The sequence below is a fragment of the Moraxella equi genome, from assembly GCF_002027555.1.
Lineage (GTDB): Bacteria > Pseudomonadota > Gammaproteobacteria > Pseudomonadales > Moraxellaceae > Moraxella > Moraxella equi.
In genome coordinates this window covers 49,881-72,051 of record NZ_MXAP01000029.1, presented here as the reverse complement: position 1 = coordinate 72,051, position 22,171 = coordinate 49,881, and the positions used below count along the sequence as shown (strand labels likewise).

At 43.8% G+C, this 22,171-nt stretch carries 20 protein-coding genes; 5 read left to right on the top strand and 15 right to left on the bottom strand.

Annotation, left to right across the window (positions count from 1 at the left end; all coding sequences use genetic code 11):
* The 10 genes from kdsB to B5J93_RS03270 all read right to left on the bottom strand — a co-directional run bounded on the left by kdsB (nucleotide 1) and on the right by B5J93_RS03270 (nucleotide 10,117).
* A complete protein-coding gene (kdsB, locus tag B5J93_RS03315; protein ID WP_079324575.1) occupies nucleotides 1-777 on the bottom strand; it encodes a 3-deoxy-manno-octulosonate cytidylyltransferase in 777 nt (258 codons plus the stop codon).
* A 9-nt stretch (nucleotides 778-786) separates the two neighbouring features.
* Nucleotides 787-1,422: an XRE family transcriptional regulator gene (locus B5J93_RS03310; RefSeq protein WP_079324573.1), complete on the bottom strand. Its 636-nt coding sequence runs from the start codon at nucleotides 1,420-1,422 to the stop codon at nucleotides 787-789.
* The gene (gene lpxK, locus B5J93_RS03305; RefSeq protein WP_079324571.1) at nucleotides 1,419-2,429 is read right to left on the bottom strand and encodes a tetraacyldisaccharide 4'-kinase; all 1,011 of its coding nucleotides are present in this window, start codon (nucleotides 2,427-2,429) and stop codon (nucleotides 1,419-1,421) included. Before lpxK ends, B5J93_RS03310 begins: the two co-directional genes overlap by 4 nt.
* Nucleotides 2,426-4,204 (bottom strand): lipid A export permease/ATP-binding protein MsbA, encoded by a 1,779-nt coding sequence (gene msbA / locus B5J93_RS03300; RefSeq protein WP_079324598.1) that lies wholly within the window; start codon nucleotides 4,202-4,204, stop codon nucleotides 2,426-2,428. The genes lpxK and msbA overlap by 4 nt, the downstream gene beginning before the upstream one ends.
* 69 nt (nucleotides 4,205-4,273) lie before the next feature.
* Nucleotides 4,274-4,705, bottom strand: coding sequence for an ExbD/TolR family protein (locus tag B5J93_RS03295; RefSeq protein ID WP_078273348.1), 432 nt, complete (start codon nucleotides 4,703-4,705; stop codon nucleotides 4,274-4,276).
* A gap of 12 nt (nucleotides 4,706-4,717) precedes the next feature.
* Nucleotides 4,718-5,410, bottom strand: a complete 693-nt coding sequence (locus B5J93_RS03290; protein ID WP_079324569.1) for a MotA/TolQ/ExbB proton channel family protein — start codon at nucleotides 5,408-5,410, stop codon at nucleotides 4,718-4,720.
* Nucleotides 5,411-5,443: 33 nt separating this feature from the next.
* Nucleotides 5,444-6,484: a ParB/RepB/Spo0J family partition protein gene (locus B5J93_RS03285; RefSeq protein WP_079324596.1), complete on the bottom strand. Its 1,041-nt coding sequence runs from the start codon at nucleotides 6,482-6,484 to the stop codon at nucleotides 5,444-5,446.
* A gap of 149 nt (nucleotides 6,485-6,633) precedes the next feature.
* The gene (locus B5J93_RS03280) at nucleotides 6,634-6,912 is read right to left on the bottom strand and encodes a PspC domain-containing protein (RefSeq protein WP_079324567.1); all 279 of its coding nucleotides are present in this window, start codon (nucleotides 6,910-6,912) and stop codon (nucleotides 6,634-6,636) included.
* A 339-nt stretch (nucleotides 6,913-7,251) separates the two neighbouring features.
* Entirely contained in the window at nucleotides 7,252-8,712 is a 1,461-nt protein-coding gene (gene pta / locus B5J93_RS03275) for a phosphate acetyltransferase (protein WP_079324565.1), read from the bottom strand.
* A 217-nt stretch (nucleotides 8,713-8,929) separates the two neighbouring features.
* Entirely contained in the window at nucleotides 8,930-10,117 is a 1,188-nt protein-coding gene (locus B5J93_RS03270) for an acetate/propionate family kinase (RefSeq protein WP_079324563.1), read from the bottom strand.
* A 160-nt stretch (nucleotides 10,118-10,277) separates the two neighbouring features.
* Between B5J93_RS03270 and B5J93_RS03265 the strand changes: the two genes are divergently transcribed.
* Nucleotides 10,278-10,616, top strand: coding sequence for a TfoX/Sxy family protein (locus tag B5J93_RS03265; protein WP_079324561.1), 339 nt, complete (start codon nucleotides 10,278-10,280; stop codon nucleotides 10,614-10,616).
* A gap of 52 nt (nucleotides 10,617-10,668) precedes the next feature.
* Here B5J93_RS03265 and B5J93_RS03260 read toward each other — a convergent pair whose 3' ends face one another.
* The 4 genes from B5J93_RS03260 to B5J93_RS03245 all read right to left on the bottom strand — a co-directional run bounded on the left by B5J93_RS03260 (nucleotide 10,669) and on the right by B5J93_RS03245 (nucleotide 15,878).
* Nucleotides 10,669-11,202 (bottom strand): hypothetical protein, encoded by a 534-nt coding sequence (locus B5J93_RS03260; protein WP_143823481.1) that lies wholly within the window; start codon nucleotides 11,200-11,202, stop codon nucleotides 10,669-10,671.
* Between the two features lie 29 nt (nucleotides 11,203-11,231).
* Nucleotides 11,232-14,672 carry an NACHT domain-containing protein gene (locus tag B5J93_RS03255; protein ID WP_079324557.1) on the bottom strand — a complete coding sequence of 1,147 codons (3,441 nt, stop codon included), beginning with the start codon at nucleotides 14,670-14,672 and terminating at the stop codon, nucleotides 11,232-11,234.
* 166 nt (nucleotides 14,673-14,838) lie between these two features.
* A complete protein-coding gene (locus B5J93_RS03250; protein ID WP_079324555.1) occupies nucleotides 14,839-15,168 on the bottom strand; it encodes a branched-chain amino acid transporter permease in 330 nt (109 codons plus the stop codon).
* Entirely contained in the window at nucleotides 15,165-15,878 is a 714-nt protein-coding gene (locus B5J93_RS03245) for an AzlC family ABC transporter permease (RefSeq protein ID WP_079324553.1), read from the bottom strand. Before B5J93_RS03245 ends, B5J93_RS03250 begins: the two co-directional genes overlap by 4 nt.
* Nucleotides 15,879-16,055: 177 nt before the next feature.
* Here B5J93_RS03245 and lptM point away from each other — a divergent pair, with 177 nt between their 5' ends.
* From lptM to B5J93_RS03225, 4 genes are all read left to right on the top strand, one after another.
* The gene (gene lptM / locus B5J93_RS03240) at nucleotides 16,056-16,208 is read left to right on the top strand and encodes an LPS translocon maturation chaperone LptM (protein ID WP_079324551.1); all 153 of its coding nucleotides are present in this window, start codon (nucleotides 16,056-16,058) and stop codon (nucleotides 16,206-16,208) included.
* Between the two features lie 35 nt (nucleotides 16,209-16,243).
* Nucleotides 16,244-17,035 carry a type I methionyl aminopeptidase gene (map, locus tag B5J93_RS03235; RefSeq protein ID WP_079324549.1) on the top strand — a complete coding sequence of 264 codons (792 nt, stop codon included), beginning with the start codon at nucleotides 16,244-16,246 and terminating at the stop codon, nucleotides 17,033-17,035.
* A 294-nt stretch (nucleotides 17,036-17,329) separates the two neighbouring features.
* Nucleotides 17,330-20,107: a [protein-PII] uridylyltransferase gene (gene glnD / locus B5J93_RS03230; RefSeq protein WP_079324547.1), complete on the top strand. Its 2,778-nt coding sequence runs from the start codon at nucleotides 17,330-17,332 to the stop codon at nucleotides 20,105-20,107.
* 57 nt (nucleotides 20,108-20,164) lie between these two features.
* Nucleotides 20,165-21,013 carry a WG repeat-containing protein gene (locus B5J93_RS03225; RefSeq protein WP_079324545.1) on the top strand — a complete coding sequence of 283 codons (849 nt, stop codon included), beginning with the start codon at nucleotides 20,165-20,167 and terminating at the stop codon, nucleotides 21,011-21,013.
* Nucleotides 21,014-21,086: 73 nt separating this feature from the next.
* On the opposite strand, the gene B5J93_RS03220 is transcribed toward B5J93_RS03225, so the two are convergent.
* A complete protein-coding gene (locus B5J93_RS03220; RefSeq protein ID WP_079324543.1) occupies nucleotides 21,087-22,118 on the bottom strand; it encodes an Lnb N-terminal periplasmic domain-containing protein in 1,032 nt (343 codons plus the stop codon).
* Between the last annotated feature and the right edge of the window lie 53 nt (nucleotides 22,119-22,171).

Here is a 22,171-nt window from a genome sequence, read left to right as displayed (position 1 = left end):
TTAGAATTTCAAAAACTCATCAATCGGCATGGCATTTAGCCTATCCAAATCTTCCTGCATGTCCACCCCAAGCGGTAAGGCAACTTTGGCGACATCTATGGCGATTTTTTGCCCGTTTTCCAAAATGCGCAGCTGTTCTAGACTCTCCAAACGTTCCAATACGCCCTGCTCCCATGTGCCAAATTCCTTTAACAATTTGACCCGATAGGCATATAATCCCAAATGACGATAGGCATTTTTTGGGGCATTGCCAAGCTCGCCTGCCAAATGAGCGTCTCTGTCACAAGGGATTGGGCTACGGCTAAAATATAGGGCATTTTGGCGAGCGTGGGCGACTTTTACCACCGAATTTTTATAAAAATCATCATAATTATCAATCACTTCACACAACGTCGCCATGACACAGTCAGGATTTTCCACCAAAAGATTTTTGGCTTGTTCTAGTAGCACAGGCGGGACGAGCGGTTCATCGCCTTGCATATTGATGACAATGTCATCGTCCGCCAAGCCTAGAATTTCTGCCACTTCGCCCAGTCTATCCGTGCCTGACGCATGCTCGCCCGTCATCACCACAGGCACGCCCGCACTCTCGCACACCGCAAAAATCCTCTCATCGTCTGTTGCCACGCATACACTGTCGGCAAAAGTCGCTTGCAAAGCCTTTTGGGCTGTCCATAAAATCATGGGCTTACCATGCAAATCCAATAAAGGCTTGGCAGGTAGGCGAGTGGATTTGTAACGGGCAGGGATAATGATGTGGGTTTTGGGGGTAGGCATGGGTGTTCCTTATTGCCATTGATGTGATTGGATATGATAAATAACACCACCCATGATTTGATAGCGGTTAAAAAATTCATCGGCTGGCAATGTGTCACCTTGTTTATCCAATTCACTATAAATTTGTATGGTGTTATTGATATTTTGCCTTAAATAACGGCATAAAATTCTGTCGTGATAGACAATCGCATAAATCATGCCATTAACGATTGGTAATGGTGCTTTTCTTTTATCCACCACAACCGTAGATAAATGACCCAAAACAGGGTTCATGTCATCGCCAATCACCAATGTTGTAAAACAGTCTTCCAAATCATCCTCTTGCCCAAACAAAAACGGTAATGATATACTTTCTTTTTGAGTAATCGTTGCGGACGGATAGTGGGTAATTTGTGAATTGGCATTTTTAAAAGTGAAAATATCATTTTGTTGATACATATCACCTTGACCTGTGGCAAGCCAAGTTGGGCTAACGCCAAATAGATTGGCAAGCTCTACAATTTTACTACTGCTTTTTACCAAACCACTTTCAAGCTGACTGTATGCGGATTGTGATAAGCCTTCAATTAAATTAGCAATTTCTGCTTGACTAATTGATTTTGATTTACGAGCAAATTTTAATCTTTCTGCCAAAGTATCCATCATTTAATCCCTAACTTTAACAAAACCTTATCCATCTCCCCATACACCCCATCAGACAACCCCGCCTGTACAGGCAAAATCCATACATTGTCAAAAATCGCATGGGGCGAGCGTTTGGCAAGCTCACGGATTTTTACAGCATCTTTACTGGTAATGATGATTGGTAAATCCGCCAAATCCGTCAGCTCATCAAGGGCAAAATCATGGTGGTCGCCAAAGGGCTTTTCCACCACCTCAAAGCCCAAATCGGTCAGCGTTGTAAAAAACCGAGCAGGATAGCCAATACCACTCACGCCATAGACCCTTTGGGGAGATAGTGATTTCTTACCACCCAGTAGTGGTATGGGCGTACTGGGAGCTAGGTGCATAAGCAGGGCATCATCAGCATATCGCTCGGCTCGTGCATCATGATAAATGACCGTTGCCCCATCTAGGCGGTCTATCGGCTCACGCAAAAAGCCCTGCGGAAAGAGTTTGCCATTACCAAACCCACGCACACCGTCCACCACTATCCATTCTACATCTCGGTGTAGGGCGTAATGCTGCAGTCCGTCATCGCTGATGATGAGTTGTAGAGTTGGGTGGTTTTGTATTAACAAATCAATAACTTGCCCACGATCTGCCCCCACCGCCATTGGCACGCCTGTCTCACTCACGATAAGGCACGGCTCATCGCCGACGTCTTTGGGCGTACTACCTTCATGAACCAACGCAGGGCGACTGTCCACCCGTCCATAGCCCCGACTTATCACGCCCACGTTTACGCCTTTGTCTTGTAAATATTTGACAAGGTCAATGATAAGCGGAGTTTTTCCACTACCGCCCACCGTGATATTGCCCACCACCATCACAGGAATGGGGGCGTGGTATTTGGCAAGTTTATCGTTATCATACAAGGACTTACGCACACAACCCACCACGCCATACAGAGCGGACAACGGAGCGAGCGTGGCAAGCATGGGGGAACTGTCCTGCCATGCCTTTGTGATGAGAAGTTCTAAGTTTTTCATGCCTTGCCCTGTTCGCTTTGCTCATCAAAGGTACGCTCGTACATGGTGCGATACATACCACCTTTGGCAAACAGCTCGTCATGCGTGCCCATTTCCACGATTTGCCCTTTATCCATGACGATGATACGGTCGGCGTTGGCGATGGTGGATAAGCGATGAGCGATGACAAGCGTGGTACGACCGTGCATGACGGACTCCAACGCCTTTTGGATATAATATTCGCTTTCGTTGTCTAGGGCGGATGTGGCTTCGTCCAATATCAAAATTGGTGCGTCTTTTAATAACGCCCGTGCGATGGAGAGCCGTTGGCGTTGTCCGCCTGACAGTTGCAAGCCGTCCGAACCGATAAAACTGTCATAACCATCTGGCAAATCCATAATAAAATCATGAGCATAAGCCGATTTGCTTGCTTGTATGATGTCATCACGGGATTTGGCGGATAATGCCCCATAGGCGATGTTATGAGCGACCGTATCCAAAAATAGTGTAACTTGCTGATTCACCATGGCAATCTGCTCACGCAAAGACGATAATTTAATGTCATCAATGGGCGTGCCGTCTATCAATATCTGTCCCGATGTCGGCGTGAGTGAACGAGTAAGCAAGTTCACCAGCGTGGTCTTGCCTGAGCCTGACCGCCCGACCACCGCCACCGTCTCGCCTGCCTTGATGTCAAGGTTAAAGCCCTTTATCGCTTGCAGGCCACTCTCATAAGTCAAGCTCACATCATCAAAACGGATATTACCATGAATGACAGGGGTTAGCGTGCCTGTATCACGCTCCTCGAGCGTGTCCAACAATTTAAACACAGAGGCACCCCCTGCCAAGCCTCGTTGCAACTTTTGATTGACATCAGTCAAGGCTTTGACAGGACGGGCAAGCAATCCTGCGGCGATAAGAAAAGATGCAAACTGCCCTGCCGTCATGCCCCCAAGCACTTCAGGACGTAGCGACAACCACACCACAAAACACATCCCTGTCGCCATGAGTAGCTGAATGAGTGGCGAATTGATGGCGGCAAGCACGGTGATTTTCATGCCTTTTTGTAGGTTGTCCAGACTTGCTTTGTTAAATCTATCGGCTTCATATGTCTGTCCGCCGTAGTTTTTGACGACTTGATAGCCTGCCACTGCTTCATTGGTGATATGGCTTACCGCACTCATGGACTCTTGGATGCCTGTCGATAGTGTGGCAAATTTTTTGGAGACCTTTTTGATAATCCAAAAAATCGGTGGCACGACTATCATCAAAACAAACGTAAGTCGCCAGTTGCTATAAAACAGATAACCAAACAACGCAATGACCGTCAAACCTTCTTTTAGTAGCGTGGTAATCGCCTCGTTACTGCCTGCGGTAACTTGCTCCACATCAAAGATAAGTTTGGATGAAATGGTGCCGGCAGGGTTTTTTAGATAAAAATCAGACGGCAAACGTAACAGCTTTTCAAACACCGCCACACGCAAATGATAGACAAGATTACGAGAAATATACGCCGAATAATATCCCCCCAAAAACGCCCCAACCCCCCGAAAGAAAAACAGAGCAATTACCAAAAACGGAAACCAAAATTTGCCTTTTTCATCATTATTGTTAATGGCATCAATAATAAACTCAAAGAGCTTGGCACTGGCAACCTCAGAGCCTGCACTTAGCACCATGCCAATCGCCATAAAAATCGCCGCCCACCAGTAAGGTTTTAGGTAGGACATCAGACGCAAAAAGACCGCCAATTTATCATTGGGGTCAAAGTTGGTTTGGGAGGTAGGTTTTGACATGATTTTTAAAAGAAAAGTTTTGTGGCATTTTAACACAAAATGCCACATCGCACCGCATAAATCGTGCGATTACTTACTACTGCTTTGTGGTGCTGGCACGACGGTGCTGATGTTTAGGTTTAAAAAGCCCATTTTACCTGCCACATCCATGACACGCACCACCGCTTGGTGTGATGCTTCGGCATCGGCTGCGATGACAAACAGTTGTTTGCGGTTACTGCCCGCTTCTTTTTGGAGCATGTTAATGAGCTCAGCTTCGGTACTAGACCCTAAGGCAAGCCCATTAACCAAATAAGTACCGTCTTTTTGTACCGCCACTTCTATCTGTTTGCCTTCGTTGGTCACTGCCACGCCTTCGGCTTCGGGCAGGACGATGTTAATGCGACTAAAATGGTTAAAGGTCGTCGCCATCAGCAAAAATACAATCAAAAACAGCAAGCAATCAATCATGGGGGTCAGATTGATTTCTAAAGGCTCAACGGTTGGTTTACGAAATCTCATGGCGATACTCAGCTATGACTGTTCTTGGTTTTGATTTTGGGAATAGGCGACAGGCTCGCTGGCTAGGATTGGCTCTTTTTGCAAACCATCTTTCATCAGCCCATAATCATGCATCTCTTGGATGAGTAGCCCCGCTTCGCTTTCAAATTTGGCATTAATATCCACAATACGTCTTTGGAAATAACGGTACGCCATCAGGGCGGGAATGGCGACAAACATACCGCCTGCGGTAGTAATCAAAGCCTGAGAGACACCTCCTGCGAGCATGGCAGGGTCTTGCATGGAGCCATCTGTTACTGCCAAAAATGAGATGATAATACCCAGTACTGTCCCCAAAAGTCCCAAAAGCGGTGCAATCGCCCCAATCGTGCCGAGCATGTTAATGTTTTTCTCTAAGGCATGAATCTGTACGCTGGCACGGTTTTGCATGTGCGTGGTCATACTGTCCAGTCCATACTGGCGATACAAGAGTCCCGTTGCCAAAATATCGCCTAATGGTGACTCGCCTTTGATGGTAAGCAAGGTGTTTTTATTGATATCACCTTTGGTGCGTAACTGGCTAATCAGCTGTTCTCTAAGTCCACTCGGGGCAAGCAAACCCATGCGTAACACTTTGCCACGCTCGATGATAATGACCAGTGCCACAATAGAACACACGATGATTGGCAACATCAGCCAACCGCCTGCTTTGACAAGCTCCCACATAATTTACACCGTTACACAATTATTAGTTAAACATCAAGACTTTGCCACACCAAGCTGTGCCATCAGCCCACTTAGCTCATCATGGCTATGAAAAAATATCTCCACACTACCCTTGCCGTCTTTGCCTTGTTTTAGCTTGACCGTCGCCCCCAATGCGTCCGAAAGCTTCTGATTTAGGGCGATGACTTCACGACTATTGACTAAGACTGCCTTTGGCTCGGGGTGCAAGATAGATTTGACCAGTTTTTCTGCTTCACGCACCGTCATGTCCGCATGAATGATTTTTTTGGCGATGATGGGCTGTTGGTCTTTGGACAAAGACAGTAAAGTGCGAGCATGACCCATGTCAAGTAAGTTATCCATCATAAACGCCTTGACTTCATCATGCAAGGCGTTAAGGCGTAGCAGGTTGGATACGGTCGTGCGTGCCTTACCCACGACATCGGCAATCATCGCATGACTCATACCAAACTCGGTATGAAACCGCTCCAACGCCGCCGCCTGCTCTAACACCGTCAAGTCTTCACGCTGGATGTTCTCAATGAGTGCCAAGGCAATCGCCACTTCATCAGACAACACACGCTCGATGGCAGGAATGGTGGTAAGCCCTGCCAGTTTGGCAGCTCGCCAACGTCGCTCACCTGCGATAATCTCATGGGTAATGCCATCCGCCTTACTCTCACCATCTAACAAAGGACGGATAACGATGGGTTGCATGACCCCGTGCTGACGTACTGACTCGGCAAGCTCCTGCAAGGCTTCTTCTTTAACGTCTCGTCTGGGCTGATATTTACCTGATTGCAATCTGGCAGGGTCGATTTGAATGAGCGTGACCTGTTCACCATCTTGGGTGGGCTGAGGCTGGATAGTCTTGGCAAATTTGCTGGCTACTTGGGCGGTGCTTTTGTCGGCATTGGCTTTTGTGCCAGTTTTTTGGGGGCTAGCTGACTTGGGGGTAGGGGCAGATTCCGCTGTCGGCATGATGGCTTCTGCGGTCAAATCTCTTTCTCGTTTAATATTACCCATTAAGGCTTCTAAGCCACGTTTCGTGGCAAGCCCACGCTTTTTTGTCATGCCCATTTACACCAGTGTTACAGAAAATAGCAGAGTATTTTACCACAAATAACATCTCATGTTAAAGGCTAAGCATGCTTTTTGTCGTAAAAATACCCAAAGTTGTCTTTGGGTAAGGGGTAAATTCAAAATTAGATAGTAGTCCAAAATTAATATGACTCATAAATATAAGACTCATCGCTCGCTTCGGGCATGATGAGCCACATGATAAGATAAAACAAAATCCCACCAAACAATGTAATGGTTGCCGTCAGTGGAATAGACAGCACAAACAGCCATCGTAGCACCGCAGGCGACCACCCCATGTATTCGGCAATACCACCAAACACCCCTGCCATCAGGCGATGATGTTTTGAACGGTGTAAACGGATAAATTTGTGTTTAGTGCGTATAAGTCTAGCATGGTCAGGGCTGGTATGATGGGTCATGGGTTATCTTTACCTTTTAAAGTTTGTATTAAAGTTTGTACAAATTCAAATTTGTACTAAAACAATTTAAACATAACACTTTTTAATAATACTTTTTTGGGTAAATACAATGCCCTTTTGCAAAACTTTACATTTACAAAACACTGTTCAATTAAGATATTTTTTAATCAGACGTGTAGGGGTAATTTATTCGCCCAAAAATCAATGTCTTATCACAGGGTAAATGTGATTTGCCCTTACAAACCCATTCAAAGATTGGTTTTTTAACAATACCCAATTATAAAAATAAAAGAGCAGAAAAAAACCGCTCTTTTATCATTCATTAGGGTGATGACAAATTTACACCGCTTGAATCGCTGTCAAGGCAATGGTATAAACAATGTCATCCACCAAACAGCCACGAGACAAATCATTTACAGGCTTGTTTAGACCTTGTAGCATAGGGCCAACACTAATCACGCCTGCGGTGCGTTGTACGGCTTTATAAGTGGTGTTACCTGTGTTCAAATCAGGGAAAATAAACACGTTGGCTTCGCCTGCCACGGCTGAATTTGGGGCTTTTTGCTTGCCCACGCTTGGCACAGACGCTGCGTCAAATTGTAGGGGGCCATCCACTTTTAGCTCGGGGGTTTTTTCACGGACAATCTCTAACGCACCTTTGACCGTATCCACATCAGGGCCTGAACCTGAGTTCATGGTAGAGTAGCTAATCAAGGCAACTTTGGGGTCAATGCCAAACGCTTTGGCGGACTCGGCGGACTGGATGGCAATCTCAGCAAGCTGTTCGGCGGTTGGGTTGGGGTTTACCGCACAGTCGCCATAGACGACCACTTGCTCGGGCAGTAGCATAAAGAATACGCTAGATACTAGGCTATACTCTGGGGCGGTTTTGATAAGCTGGAACGCTGGGCGAATGGTGTCGGCTGTCGTGTGTACCGCACCTGACACCAAGCCGTCCACGTCGCCCACTTGTAGCATCATCGTGCCTAGATATACGGTGTCTTGTAGAGTCTCTCTTGCTCCTGCTTCGTCCAGTTTACCCTTACGGCGTTCTACCATGGGGGCGACGTATTTTTCGCTGACGGTAGATGGCTCGATGATTTCAATATCATCAGGCAAGGTAACGCCACGCTCGTCCGCCACCGCACGGATTTTGGTAGGGTCGCCCAACAGCACGCATTGGGCAATGCCACGTCTTTGGCAAATCACCGCCGCTTCAATGGTGCGTGGCTCATCACCTTCGGGCAGGACGATGCGTTTTTTGGCGTTTTGGGCAAGGCGAACCACTTGGTTACGAAACGCATAAGGCGATAATTTTTGTGTACGCTCGGAGGTTTTGTAACTTTCAAATGCCCCACCGTCAATCTCAGACAAATGACCGCCTTTGTCAGTGCGTGCCACGACTTGTACTTTGCCCGACAGTTCGGCGGTGCCAATCACGCCCCAAATACGCTCGCCTTTGATACCGCCAAACACAGACGCAAACACAGGCAGACGCACGTCATTATCGCCCACCAAAATCACGTCCGCATCAAAACCTGTCCCCAACTCACGGTTTACACGGTTGGCATAAGGACGGCTTTCATCGGCAAGCACACCCACCACCACGCTTACGGGGGCGGATTGTTTGGCGATGACGGTTTCTAGTAGGTCATCAAGGTTGTTGTCGCTAATGGCACTGACCAACTCATCATGGCTTGGAATGGCGACAATCTCGCCACCGACTAGATTGGCAACATTTTGAGCCAACGTTTGCATGTTGATTTGGCTGGTGGTGGGGATAAGTAATAATGTTTTCATAAGTTACCTTTATCGATTTATTAGTAAGATTTTTAATTTGGCATTATCAATCATAATACCTTTAAATGGATTTGTAGGGGCAAATTACATTTACCCTTTAATACTTGGGCTTGGTATTCGTCCTACACGTCCAATTTAACAATACCTTTTAATTTAATTTAAAAAATTATGGGTTATTTTAAGAAAAGCCAGACCTTAGCCCAGCTTTTCTTTTTATTTACAATCCTAATACCGCACGAGATTCGCTGGCGATTTGGTATTCTTCGTCAGTAGGAATCACCCAAAGCTCAACAGCAGACCCTTCCGCATGGAAACTGCCCTCTGCTCCACGGAACAGCTCGGCATTTTTGGCGGTGTCAATTTGCACGCCCAAATGCTTTAAGTAACTCACAATCTTAGCACGCATGTCCGCACCATTCTCGCCCACACCGCCTGTAAAGGCAATGCCCGTCAATACTGGCAAACCTGCGGTCAAGCCAAGCAGGTATTTGGCAACACGGTAAGCAAACATATCAAGGGCGAGCGTGGCGTCAGCATTACCCTCTTTGTCGGCTTGTTCTAGGTTACGCATGTCGTTAGACACGCCCGATACGCCCAACAGACCGCTCTTTTTGTTAAGCAAAGTATCAATCTCTTGGATAGACAGACCCAAAGTGCGGTGCAAATGCAAGTGAATACTCGGGTCAATGTCGCCTGAGCGAGTACCCATCATCAAGCCTTCTAGTGGAGTCAGACCCATAGATGTATCTAGACTTTGACCGTCATATACTGCTGTTGCCGAACAGCCGTTGCCTAGGTGAGCCACAAGCCAACCTGTCTTGCCATCTTGACCGCTTAGCGTGTTGGCACGGTTTGAGACGTAGTTGTGCGATGTGCCATGAAAGCCATAACGACGGATTTGGTGTTCGGTGTACAGCTCTTTTGGAATGGCGTAGCGGTAAGCGTGTGCAGGCATGGTTTGGTGGAATGCCGTGTCAAAAATCGCCACTTGGGGCAGGTCAGGATAAATGGCGTTAATCGCCTTAATGCCAGACGCATTGGCAGGATTGTGAAGTGGAGCAAGACTTGCCAGCTCTTCGATGGTTGCTAGCACTTCTGGAGTGATGACGGTTGCTGATTTGAATTTGTCGCCACCGTGTACCACACGATGACCCACCGCCACAGGCTTATGCTCGGCAATAAGCTCGCCTAGGATGATTTGCAAGGCTTCGGTATGAGCCCCTGAATTTGGGATATTGATTTCTACTTTTGAGCCGTCTAGGTTTTTGTGCTTGATACGGGCATCAGGATTGCCCAACGCTTCGGCAAGACCCTCAATACGAGTGTTGCCATCTTCGCTAATTAGGGCATATTTGATGGATGATGAGCCACAGTTTAGCACTAGGGTGGGGTTGGTTAGAGACATAAGCTTTCCTTATTGGAATGAAAAAGATACGACGATGATTATAACACAAAATGGGCTTTGACAAAAGCATGATTTGCCAAAACGCCATACATTCACGCATTGCAAAATGGTCAGCTTTGGTTTAGAGTAAGACACGTTTTTATCATATTTATCACACATCATGACCGCATGCAGTGAATTTACTGCCTTTGTCTTAGACCAATTAGCCCCGCCCGCCCCCATCACCGTCAAGCGAATGTTTGGGGTAGGTTGCCTTTTTAAACATGGCAAAATGTTTGGCATTGTCGCTGATGACACGCTTTATCTAAAAGCCGATGATGACAACCGCCAAGCCTTTATTGATGAAGGGTGTGAAAAATTTACCTATTGGACAAGCCGAACAGGCGTTAAAAAACAAGTCGCATTGGGCTATTACCAGCTTCCTGAATTTGCCTTGGATGACACTGATGAGCTATGCCGTTGGGCAGGGTTGGGGATAGGGGCAAGCCTGCGGGGTTAGGAGACAAACACCCAACCAAGTATTGTTATCATTCCTGCTTTTTAATATCGGTTTACTTATCAGGCGATACAGACAAATCCAAAACAAAAACATCAATCCTACTTCGTAGTGCTTCTGACATTTTTTCTTGGATTTGAATACGCAATGCTTCGGCATTATGGATACCATGACTTTTAATGCCTGCAACTTTTTCATCAGCCCCAAACCACAGCACCAAATATTGTCCGTCAGAGTCGGGATGAATGGTATATAAACGTTCTAATTGATTTTCAAATGCAGAATAAACCTCTTTATGCCATTGCCCTTTTACTTCAATTGGCAAAAGTTTTCTTTTCCCATTAATTAATTTAGAACAAACCATATCACATCTTTTATCATCTTTCATATAATTTTCACGATTGACGATAACTTGTCTGTTTTCAAGACGCAATCTCAAACGCTCCGCTATGCGTTGTGACGCTGTATTCTCATCAACCCGATTTTTAATCAACATTTTTCCATGATAGAAAAAGGAATTTGTAGTAATATCATGACCATTCAAATCATCTTGATACAATTGCAACTCTTCTAAAATGACAGCACGCAAATTCTCAACGCTAATAATCTCATCGCTCTCTAATAATTTAATAATTTGTTCAGGCGTGGGCCTTGAAAGTTTTTGATTGCCAATTTTTTCTGATAATCAAACCTAATGCTTTTTAAATCCAAATGAAGTTTTTTGTATTTTGACTGGCTTAACAATCTATCAATCACAGGTATGGGATTATCTGTTTCATCACGTCCCAATAAGAAAATCACATTTCTTAAAAAACGATATGCTTTTTCGTTATTTGGGCTATCAGTTCCGTAACTGTCCGGTAACTCCACCTCTGGATATTTATCAAAAAATGTGTCTAAAATTAATTCTACTTTTTTGGCAGGCAGAACAAGCCATTTACGATAATCGCCAAACGTTCCTAAGTGTTTATTCAAAATAAAAATACTGTCTAAATCTTGTACCAACACCTCCCAAAAAATCTCATAATCGGTATCCAACAAATAAAAAGCATGAACAAACCAAAAATCTCTTCGCTCTTTTTCTGATTTATCCTGATGATTGATATTTGTATTTAGAAAATCTTGGCAACGCTGATAAATCAATGATTTTAATTTTTCAATATTTCCATACTTGATTACCATTTTCATTAGATTTTCAAGGCTATCCAAATTAAGATTAGGATACTTTTCAAGCCAGCACCAAGACAGCTCTTCTTGCAAAACATTAAAAGGCTCACAATTTAGCCAATCTACTTGTGTATGTTTGCAATCACCACAAGCAAGTTGTGGCTCTATATATTCAACTAAAAACTGTCTGATTTTATCTTCATTGGTAAATAAACATTTTTTAACTTCCGACATTAGAAAATTCATATCATCTTGATTCATACCAAGCCAGTAAGTATTAAATTTAGTATATAATGCTTTTAATATGTATTCAGGTACAGATTGCAAAGAATTATCTCTTTTTAATCGTTCTAAACAACTTGCATATAATACTGTCTCAACATACAAACTTTTAGACCGGCAGTGTAGATTGGCAAGTTCGGTCAAACTTGGTACATCAGGTGCAACAAAGTCCAAGCAATTATACAAGGCATTCCTAACCAAATATTCATCACCAAATTTTTCGACTATATTTTTAGGCTCTTGCAATACAACATAAGAAAAATTTAATAAAGCATTCCAATACTCTCCACTTTCTATTAATTCCTTATTTTTTTGGATATACTTAATTTGCTCGTCATAAATAGCCTCTTGTCTTTTTCTATTTTTAGCAATCTTCTTTCTATATCTTTTTCTAGGCATATTTCTTCTTAATTTTTTATATTTTTGCTCAATCCCATACCAAGCTCTTAAAAATTCTAGATTCTGCAATGCTTGATTACGCATATATCTTCGAAAAAAACTAGATGATTTTGATTTGCTATATATATCATGTCTAACAACAAAACTTTTCCATAATTCAATATTTTTTATTGAAAAAGCTAAGTCAATAATATATTTATAATCATCATGCTGAAGGTATAAGCCACAATGACCATGATGAGAAAAATAAAAAATTCTTATTTCATCAATTTCTTCTGCATTGGATAGCTTTTCAAATACCAATTTAATAATATTTTGTCTTAACTCATGATTTTCTGACAAAACTTTTACCGATAAACTTTGCTCTTTTGAAACATTATTTTTAAAATATAAATTTTTAACCCAAAGCCAAATTTTTTCAGAATCAAATGGAGCGTGAGATAATTCAAAATATCTATCCAGCAGTCTACCTATGATTTTGCTGACACCCACTCTGCATTGGCAATCATATATTTCTTGACAAGTACAAGAGAGATTTTGGGATAATTCATCAAGCAGTTGTGTTGTCAAATCTAAGTCCAATTTTTGGATAAAATACTGGATAAAATAACGTTCGCCAATTACTATGTTAAAATCATATTTGGTTGGGTATAAGTCGGCACATTTTCTTAAAAAGCAAACATAGTCTTTTAATTCAAAAATAGGATTAATTTCACCGCTCATCATATCACCGGCAATGGTTAGAGATATTCTATCGCTTTCATTTATTAATTTATCCCATGTTGCTTTTATTGGATGGTCTTTGATATTTAAAAGACATTGCCCCGCCAGTATTCTAATAAACCATTCCTTGTATTCATCTCTGGTATCAAGAACAATGGCATTGAGCTCATTGCTTAATTGAGAAAGCACTGGGGATTCAAGCAACAATTCCAATATAAGCCTTTGTAAATGACCATTTCTGTATTTGTCAGATAATAATTCTTTTAATTCATCCAGCATATTATCATCAAAAAAATTAGAAATTCTTAAATCTCGCCATATGTCGCCACGGCGAAAATACGGGTCTTCTTGATTTAATTCTTTTAGTTTTAATAACAACTTCTTTTTTGAACTTAGTGGTAATAGACTTGGGTCGCCATTGGATAAAATGGCATAAGGGTCAAAGTTAATTAAGGTTTCTTGGATTCTGTCATTATGCGATAATACTGTCATCCATGCAAACAACCCACGCAATTCATCTCGCACCACATGATTAGGTGCGATAATGGATAAAATCTTATTTAAGGATAAAGGATTGCTTGTTGCTGTGATTTTCTTAGCAAGAAAATTGCCCGCACAATATTCTGCAACAACCCTATGCGCTGGTCTATGCTGACCTACAACATCATTAGGCACAAAGAGCTTGGTAGATAGAATTTGCGTGATATCTTTATCGCCATTTAAAGTGGATATATTGGGAAAAAATTGGGTGGATGACAAATCTGCAATACTAACACCCTCTGAGCCAGACAGCATTAATTTGCAAAAGACATCTTCTGCCAATTCAATTTTTTTAGTAAAAGGCAATGCAGAAGAATGATTTGGGTTGTTTTCTTTTGCTAAGTCTTCAATGGCCGTTTTAAAAGCAGAATGGCGGTTTTCAAAATACTGATTATTTTTAATATAAGAATTAGAAAATAATTTTAAAAATAATGGATTGGACAGTAATGGTGTCAATTCAATTTTTTCTGCTTCTGCTAAAAAGTGCTTGGCATCATGCTGTGGGTAATGTGAATGAAAGAAATGTTGTTGCTCTTCTGTATTAAAGGGTTGCAAATAAAGCAACAAAGGTTCTGTATTAAAAATCTCTTTGCATTGCTGTGTATGGCTTTGAGACCACTCGCTAGAACGACTAGACAAAATAATTTTTTCTGCCCCTGTACTTTCTGCCATAACCAAGACTTTTGTTATGGCAGATGAATCCACTCTTACCAACTCATCCAATCCGTCAATCAGCAATGAAAGGCATACTTTTGGATTTGAGTGGGCAAATATATTGGCGGCATTCTTTTTAATCCCTAATTGCTGAGCAAGGTTATCTAACAAGTAACTTTTACCTGCGCCAGGTTCTGCAAGTATTACGATAATCTTTTGTTTTTCTGATAATAATTGTAATTCTGTAAATTTGCGTTCATCAGAATTTTGTAACAGTCTAGGAATATAAATCATGATTGTGCCTGTAAGTTAATTTTACCATTAAGCCATTTGCCATTATTTGGTAAATTGGGATGTTTTTTTACTTTACAACACAATTAATCAATCATTATTTTTTAATAAGTACTTTTATATGCATACTTGTTTATAAATCCAAAAACCGCCCCTTTGGACAGCATTTTCACACAAACACCCTTTGCGCCAATATCATATACAAAATCGTCCCCACACCAATGGAGATAAACATATTTTTTCGCCATAGGTGTAGCCCCACGACCACCGCCCCTGCGATAAACTCCGCCATGCCGTGATATTGCCCCAACATATCCACGTTTTTATAGCAATACACCACAAGCAGTCCAAACACCGCGGACGGCAACGCCTTGCCCAAATATTGCACAAAATCAGGCACTTTTTTGTGAGCAGGAAACGCCCAAAACGCCACCCAACGGCACAGCTGAACAGCAACAATGGCAGTGGCAATGGTCAAAAGTTGTTCGTTTAGGGTCATTTTGCCACCTTATTGGTCAATTTGTCATGAAGTGCGGAGCGTCTAACAGTCAAATACACCAAAATCCCAAGCATGGCAGGGATTAAAAAATTACTCTTACCAAACACCACCAACGCCAAAACCGTCATGCCAATGCCAAGGAGCGAGCTTTCGTGCGTGGCCTCCCTACCCCATTGCTCCACAAAAATCACCAAAAACAGTGCTGTCATCGCAAATTCCGCCCCTTTCAAATCAAACGGCAATACCGCCCCCAGTGCCGACCCTGTTACCCAATAAATGTGCAAAAACAGCGTAACTAACACCATAAACCACGCCTTATCCACGCCTGCCTTGTCTGTGTCGGCGGTGTAGTTAATGGCAAAGCTCTCATCCACCATGCCTGCGATGAGATACCAGCGTTTCCACCCCGTAATGCCCCGAAACTTATCCAACATAGAAATGGCATAAAAAATCTGTCTGGCACTAATCATCGCCACAAGCAAAAACACCGATGACAGGTTAAATGCCATGATAAGTAGCCCCGCCACGATAAATTCCACCGACCCTGCAAAAATCAGCACCGCCATGATGATAGGATACCATGCCGAAAAGCCAAGCGAGTGCATATACACCCCATACGCCATGCCCAAAAACAAAAAGCCCGACAAAATGGGCAAGCTCTGGGTAAAGGCGTATTTGGCGGTGGTTTTAAAACAATAATCGGTGGTCATGGTGTGGGCAGGTTATAAAAAGAGAAATATTTTACTTGAAAAGACGACAACTTATCATGACAAATTATTATCCTTTAAAAAGCAAAAAGTTTGTAAAGTTTGTCATGCTAGGTTTGTACAAATCAAGCGATTTTGGCAAAATTATGTTAAAATAGCCTTTTATTATTTTGTAATTTTATGATGAAAACCTTATTATTTAGCCTAGCATTGGCACTCACCCTAACCGCATGCGGACAAAAAGGGGCGTTGTATCTACCCGAAAAATCGCCCACTCCAACACAAAACGAGCCTGTGGATATGCCTGTTAGCACCGATTCCAATGATTATTGACTTTATAAATTTTGATAAATGAAAAAGAGAATCCCATGAGTAAAGTTATCCCCCTATTAAACAAAGACGGCATTGAAAAAATGAAAGTGGCAGGACAGCTTGCCAGTGAAGTTTTGCAAATGCTAGATCCCCACGTCAAAGCAGGGGTGAGTACGGGCTTTTTGGACGATTTGGCGTATAAGCACATCACCGAAGTCCAAAACGCCATTCCCGCCTGCCTAAACTACAAAGGCTATCCTTACACCCTTTGCACCTCCATCAACCATGTGGTATGTCATGGTATGCCTGACCACGAGCGTATCTTAAAAGACGGCGACATCATCAACATTGACGTAACGGTCATCAAAGACGGCTATTATGGCGACACGTCCGCCATGTGGATTGTCGGCGAGGGTTCAGTCATGGCAAACCGCCTATGCAAAGTCGCCCAAGACGCTCTGTATGCTGGTATCAGCGTGGTCAAAAATGGGGCAAGACTTGGCGACATCGGGGCGGAGATTGAAAAGATTGTCCTGCCTGAGCGGTTCTCCATCGTGCGTGAGTTTTGTGGTCATGGCATTGGCACAGAGTTTCATTGTGAACCCCAAGTCCTACACTACGGCAAAGCAGGGACAGGCGTGGAGCTAAAAACCGGCATGGCTCTCACCATTGAGCCGATGATTAACCAAGGCGTATGGCAAACCAAAATCATGAAAGACGGTTGGACGGCTATCACCAAAGATAGGAAACTCTCCGCCCAATGGGAGCATACGCTCATCGTTACCGACAATGGCTGTATCATCACCACAGGGCGACCTGATGAGGATTTGAGCTGGGTGAAAAGCTAAAACCAAAACCCCGACATGGATTTTGTTGGGGTTTTTAGGGCGTGTTAAACATTGATAACATTTTATAAAACTAAGATGAAAATTTGACAATTTCAATCAATTTTTGCATGAAAAATGGCTAAATCTTGTGGCTCGAAGTCAAAAACTTGTCTGATAGAATAACTATCAGCCTCAAGTTTTTTTCTTGAAAAACGTGCGATTTTTCTCATTTTTCATGGCAAATACCAAAGGCAGGCACACCCTAACTTCCATTCCTTTTAACCTTTTAACACACCGTCAATTTAACACACTGCCATGACCCAAGCCAGCTTACCCCCCTTGCCCCCCTACACCCCTACCGCTTATAAGGCTTATCTAAATGAGCTAAATACCGATATTGATAGGCAGATTTGTGAGCAGGGCATACACGCCACACAGACGATAGACAGCCACATCGCTAGGCGAACGCAGGCGGTGGATGACATGCTTGTGAGTATGTTTGAAGCGTTATTTGGGACAGATAGCCAGCTTGGGTTATTTGCCATTGGTGGCTATGGGAGGGGAGAGCTGTTCCCAGCGTCAGATGTGGACATTTTGATACTAGGCGACGACACGGACAGCCATCAAGCCCAAATAGAAGCGTTCGTGGCAAGCCTGTGGGACATCGGCATAGAGCCTGCCATCTCGGTGCGGACAGTGAGCGATACGATGACTGCCGTCACCGAGCATACCGTGGCAACCGCTCTCTTAGAAGCCCGTTTTTTGGTCGGCAATGATACACTGGCTGACGTGCCAACCCTTGCCGTCAAAGGAGCATGGACTGCTAAAACCTTTTTTAGTGCTAAGATGAGCGAATCCAAAGCCCGCTATCTTGCCCATAACGCCACCGAATACAACTTAGAGCCGAACATCAAGACCGCCCCTGGTACACTAAGAGATTTGCACATTATTTTGTGGCTTGGTAAGTTTTATTTTGACGGGGTGCGGGACTTTCATGATTTGGTTGAAGTGGGCTTTTTAAGCCCTGACAAATACGCTACCTTGGAGTCTGCCAAACGCTTTTTATGGTGCCTACGTCATCATCTACACACCCATGTCGCACGCCATGACGACCGCCTGCTCTTTGACCGTCAGCGTGCCATCGCTGTTAGCATGGGGCTGGCACATGCCGATGATGACAACCGCCAAATCACGCACGCCTTAGAGCGACTCATGCGAACCTACTATCGCCATGCGATGACCACCGCCAGTCTCTCCGAGCTTTTGTGTGCGTATTTTAATGAAAACCATCTAAACCCTGAGTTTATCACCACGCCCATTGATGAGCATTTTTATGCCATCACCGAACAGGCAACCCCCATTGACTCATCCCTACACCAAGACGGATTGGCAAAGGACGTACTCATCAAGCAGGGCAAACTACCAAGCCACGACCCCAAGATTGCCGCGCATGACCCACACGCCTTTGACAAGAATCCCGCCCTACTACTTCGCATCTTTTTGGTCATGGGACAACAAGGCATTAAAAAAATCAGTGCCAACACCCTGCGTGCCATCTACCTTGCCACGCCACTCATTGATGATGACTACCGCCAGCATCCTACCCATCAAGCCCTATTTTTGGCAAACCTACAAGAACCCAACTACCTATTTCATCGCCTACGCCTGATGAAACGTTTTGGCGTGTTAGGCTCATACCTGCCTGCCTTCGGGCAAATCATGGGGCTTATGCAGTATGATTTGTTTCACCGCTACACCGTGGACGCTCATACCCTGCTACTCATTCGCATTTTGCACCGCTTGACGGATGTGGATAACGAGATTTATCAGCAAAAATTTGACCTAGTCAGTCAGATTTATAAACAAATCCACCGCAAAGACATACTGGTCATCGTCGCCTTATTTCATGACATCGCCAAAGGACGTGGGGGCGACCACAGCGAACTCGGGGCGATTGATGTGTATGAATTTTGTACATCGCACGGCATGACCGAGAGCAACAGTCAGTTTGCGTCATGGCTCGTGCGTGAACATCTGACCATGTCGCTCACCGCCCAAAAGCAGGACATCTCCGACCCTGATGTCATTGCTCGCTTTGCCCATTTTGTCGGCAGTGTCAGCAGGCTAAACCACCTGTATGTACTGACCGTTGCCGACATGAACGCCACCAACAGCGAGCTATGGAACTCATGGCGAGCCAGTCTGTTAAAACAGCTTTATATCAGCACCAGACGAGTGCTAAACCTTGGCATGGGTGTCGTGGACAAAGACGTCTATATCACCGGTCGCAAAAGCAAAGCCCAAGCCCTACTGACCGACATCAACCCCACCACCTTGCACGCCCTATGGGATGAGCTGGGCGATGAGTATTTTTTAAAACACAAAAAACTTGACATCGCATGGCAAAGCCGTGTCATCTTAGAACAAAAATCCGCCATTCAAGACGCTCGCCCCATCATCGCCATTCGCCCCCACACCGATTTGGCATTGGACGCCATTCAGCTATTTATCTGCACCCCCGACCGTGATGATTTGTTCGCCATCAGCGTGTGCGTGCTTGACCGTTTTGGCTTGTCGGTGCTGGATGCGACTATCGTCAGCGCCACCATCGATGGCGTGCCGTCCGCCCTGGACAGCTATGTACTCATTGACCGCTTTGCCACACGAGATGAGCATGGCACGCTCATGAGTGATTTTCTGACCGCCAGTGACAGACGGGACGAGCTTGTGAGCGAACTTAGCCAAGCACTCACAGGAGATGCCCCTAAGTGTCAGATAGCCAGTGCCAGTTTTGGTTTTAACTTGACCTTAAAACACTTTAACGTCCCCACGCAGGTACACATCGAACGTGCCGCCCCCTTTGCCCATCAAGGTCATCACGCCCTATCACTCATCACCAAAGACCGCCCTGCCCTACTTGCCAAAATCGGGCAAGTCTTCTCAAAGCTCGGCGTGGCGGTACATGGGGCGAGAATCACCACCCTAGGCGAGCGTGCCGAAGACATCTTTTATCTGTCTGACAAAGACGGCAGTTTGCTTGATGATGATAAAATTGAGTCACTCAAAGTGGCTTTGATTGAAATTTTACAATAAGTCAAGTACAATAAATCCGTTTTTCCATTCATTGCTTTTACTCATTTGGAATCATTCATGAACACTTCTTTTTTTACCCCATCCACTTCTCGCCCAAAGCTTGCCCTATGCCTTGCCCTATCCGTTTTTGCCACGACAGGCGTCAACGCAGAAGACAACGTCGATTCGGACGATTACGCACTCTTCGACTTATCAGAAGACATCGACGCCTGCGAAGATGACACCAAACTGCCGACAGGTTTTAGCTACAAAGAGTACACCAGCGACTGTCAGTACAACGAAAACATGACCGTCATCACCGATGGCACGGTGTATGGCTTTGCCAACAAAGACGGCAAGGTCATCATCCGCCCCACCTTTGAAGACGCTCACGACTTTGATGAAGGGCTTGCCTTGGTCAAACAGCAAGGCAAATACGGCTACATCAACCCCAAAGGCAACATCGTCATCCGTCCTGCCTTTGAAGACGCATGGGGCTTTTGGGAAGGGCGTGCCAAAATCGCCCAAAACGGCAAATACGGCTTTATTGACAAAAAAGGCAACATCGTCATCAAACCCAGCTTTGATGAGACAGGCAACTGGTTTGAGCAGGGCTTAGTGTCAGTCAAAATCAATGACAAATGGGGCTTTATGGACAAAAACGGTCAAACCAAAATCGCCCCCACCTACGACCATGTCGAAGATTTTAGCGAGCAGTTGGCTTTGGTTGCCAAAGACACGGGCAAAACCGACAACGATGGCGACCCCATTTGGCAATATGGCTACATCGACACCAAAGGCAAAATCGCCCTACCCATCAAATACGATTATGCCAGCAGTTTTACCGAAGGCTCTGCGATGGTCATTGCCGATGATGAGATTTATTTTATCAATAAAAAAGGCGAACGAGTCGAGCCTGAATTATAAGACTGTTTTTGTAAAATGGGTAAGATAAACACTTGCCCATTTTCTTTTTGATTTGACAAATCGTTTTTTGTAATTAATATGGCAACTCTTTTCTAATCAACGCCGAATATTCTTGCGATGAAATACTACCACGATTACCCAGATGAGCCACTTTGGGATTGGCAAAGGCACTCTTTTTCCAAACGGTCAAATCATGCTTATTATCAATCACCTCTTTATCATACAAATAATCCGCCAATCTGCCCGAAACAATAATGCGATAATCCATCGGTACATCATCAATCTGACTTGCCATTTTATAAACAACCGTTGTACAGTTACTAAATAGCGAATGATAAAATTTGGGCGTGTCATTTAAGCGATGACCATAATCCAAATAGGTCAAAAACAGATTTTTTATTTTCTCTTTATCATACAAAACAGGATAAACGGACACCTGCTCATCTCTGATATTGGTGCGAGTATAAATCAAATCCCGCTCATCCCCTGCAATGATGGACAAATCATACATTCTAAAAAATCCGCCAATCGTTGAAAACTCCTCGCCAATCTCTTTTCTTGTTTCCACCGAAAAAACAAGCCTGTCAGTATTACCTGCCCCATCATCAAAGCCAAACGACACCATAATATGGGCAATCTTGTCATTACCCCATGTCGTGCTAATCATATCAAGGCTTGATAGGTGATTGAGATTATAAGTGCGAGTATCCCAACGCTCGGTATAAGTATCGCCATGCCAATCAAAATCACGCACGTTATTTATGGTAATGATGTTATTATTTTGGGTATAAGTGAATTGATGACGAAATTCATCTTGCCATACTCTGTCATTGCTAGGCTTCATGCTAAAAAACCAAGCAAACACAATACCAACAACCAATCCAAAAATGCGTATAGAATAATAACTCAATTTATCAATAATCAGCGGATTGGCAAATTTATTAATATAACCATCAGGTAAAATTGCAATGATGGATAATAATAAAATAAAGCCAATGATAATATACGTTAATTTACCCAAAGGCATATGCACCCACAATGCCAAACACGTCCATATCGCCAATAAAATAATCATAAAAACATATAACATAAAAAGTTTGGTCATGGTTTGTCCTTAACATTTGTTATAAAATGGCTGTGGCAAATAGTAAAATTAAG